The organism is Coleofasciculus chthonoplastes PCC 7420 (genome assembly GCF_000155555.1).
Lineage (GTDB): Bacteria > Cyanobacteriota > Cyanobacteriia > Cyanobacteriales > Coleofasciculaceae > Coleofasciculus > Coleofasciculus chthonoplastes_A.
This window is the reverse complement of sequence record NZ_DS989881.1, coordinates 1-2,134: the sequence shown is the minus strand read 5'-3', so window position 1 is coordinate 2,134 and position 2,134 is coordinate 1. Positions and strand designations below refer to the sequence as shown.

Below are 2,134 nucleotides of genomic sequence, written 5' to 3'. Positions count from 1 at the left end.
TATTTGATTGATATCGATGCGTTACGCTTCGCTAACGCATCCTACAAACTGTGTGCATCTGTTGAGCCATTTCTGTTTTGGTGAGTCCTCTTTCTTGCATTGCCTGAGAAATTTGCCAAGCGAGAACCCGCTTAAGTGCAATTGCTTCTACTTCGTCAAGTATTCCGTCTTCTTCGAGGAGATTGTCAAGTGAAGAACCGATATAAGGATTGGTAGTCATTAAAACCTTGCAGGAACTCTTTTTTCTGTCATTTCTTGTTGGGTATACCATTTGGGGCACGAAGGATCAATTGGGATTGTAGCCGTAAAAGCTATGTGATTAAAAAGGTCAATAATACTCGAACCTACTACTGTCATAATAGAAGGTTAAAAACGTACCCTCGTTAGACATAACCCCTAGAACAATATCTAATTTCTCTAAAAAATAAGGACTGCTGGACTCATCCTCTGTACTGACTATAGGTTCGTCTAATACTCTCACTACAATGGCTGGTTGATTTTTATGCGGAAGCTTTCTATTTTTCAGGTCTTTCTTCCACTTCACAATTTGCCCGACCTTGAAGTCTTCCTTCCTCAGGAAATTGTCGCAAGCTGTCCTAAGCTGAGTAAGATGCTCTTCTCCGTAGCTTTTTTTGTCTTCATTGTCAGAGTCTTTCTCACGCACGCTATTCAAAAGTTCAGCTATGACATCTTGCTGATTACTCATAAGTTCCTCCTAATAAACAGTAAATAAACGCCACGATTAAATATTACTCAAGGTGAACTGGTTATGTTCAAACTGGCTATCAATTTTTTCTTTAAACGTATTGTTGCGAGAACTCAACCAATATTCTTCCCTACTATTCTGATTATGAATGGCTGCTTCAATCAGAGACCACATCAAAGAACTTGTTTCTTCTAATTGGCTTAAAGTTTGATGGCTATCATCGTTCGCCAGCTCGTTTAATGAGTATACGGAAGTAGGAGGGAGCAGATACCAACATGATGGGACAATATCTAGTAACCACCAATTAAAAAGCTCACGCCTTCCATAAGAACCTGGAAAAATAGCATAGCCTTCTAAACAATCATCTAAAATGTCCAATAGTGCTTGTAGCGAATGGCTTGGTTCTAGGGCATTTATTGCACTGATATAGACATCTAAGGCTTCTGATAAGACTTGAAAGCTAGATATTTTTTTGTTAGGAAAAATATGATTATTTTCTACTGATGTGTCATTCAATACATTATCAAATTCTCGATTAAAATTTTCTTGGGGATAGAACAGTCCGGCGATAGTTTTAAGCAGCCAGTTGGTTAGCTTGTTGATGGTTTCTTCTGGAATTGGGTGATCAGGCTGATAGTATTTAATAGTAGGCTCGACAACAACAGCTAGGGTTAATGCCATCCATACATAACGGATCTGCATTAATGTCTGATTGCTAGTTTGAAATGAGTTTAAAGTCCTACTTAAGGCATCTTCAAGCAGAACGGTTCCGTCTGATTCTGATTCATAAAGCTCTTCATAGTGCTGATTCCACGCCGTAACCATGGCTTTTTGAAGCGAAGCAGGTAGATGATGTAGTAAGGACTGTCGATTAAGAGTGAGTTGTTTGTATATAGAGTTCCTCCATTGAAATGCCATGATTTATTTTGGTAGGTCTAAGATTTTTATGGATATGGATAATCCCAAAAGACATCAACGTTTATATTGGGAAATTTGTCTTTGAATTGTCTCAGAACGTCGTTGCAGCTTTCGCATGGCTGTAACTCAGTATAGAGATAGAGGCTACCCTCTATTTCAAGATCATAAGACCTCTCAAGAGTCTCAGCAATTGCTGACAGGATTTTGTACTCAGCGTCAGTGTTCATAAGGCGGCGAGTACGGGAGTCGAGAGATGGCTCGAACTGTCCTCCTTGTGATTTAGGTGGTGGTATAGGAATAGGGCTTTTGGCTCTAGAAGTTGCTCCAGCACAGAAGGCTACATTATTAGAGAGATGTACATCAGCAATCGCAACATTACCTTTACCTATGGGTTTTTTTAGGTATTTCTGCCGGATGTCAGCAGCCCTGGCTTGTAAGTCCTCCCATCCTGCAAAATTGTTATTTTTCACGGGGATTGCTCCTTGGCTTTAAGAACATACCCAACATTCC

4 protein-coding genes are annotated in these 2,134 nt (G+C 39.7%); all 4 read right to left on the bottom strand.

All coding sequences use genetic code 11. The features are described from left to right. Positions 1–31 precede the first annotated feature (31 nt). On the bottom strand, positions 32–220 hold the full coding sequence (locus MC7420_RS33645; protein ID WP_006106367.1) for an XRE family transcriptional regulator: 189 nt from the start codon (positions 218–220) through the stop codon (positions 32–34). 108 nt (positions 221–328) lie between these two features. Beyond that, complete coding sequence (locus tag MC7420_RS33640) at positions 329–706, bottom strand: hypothetical protein (protein WP_006106347.1); 378 nt, start codon at positions 704–706, stop codon at positions 329–331. 36 nt (positions 707–742) lie between these two features. Next, positions 743–1,624 carry a hypothetical protein gene (locus tag MC7420_RS33635; RefSeq protein ID WP_157453444.1) on the bottom strand — a complete coding sequence of 294 codons (882 nt, stop codon included), beginning with the start codon at positions 1,622–1,624 and terminating at the stop codon, positions 743–745. Between the two features lie 26 nt (positions 1,625–1,650). Further along, positions 1,651–2,094 carry a deaminase domain-containing protein gene (locus MC7420_RS33630; protein WP_006106341.1) on the bottom strand — a complete coding sequence of 148 codons (444 nt, stop codon included), beginning with the start codon at positions 2,092–2,094 and terminating at the stop codon, positions 1,651–1,653. Between the last annotated feature and the right edge of the window lie 40 nt (positions 2,095–2,134).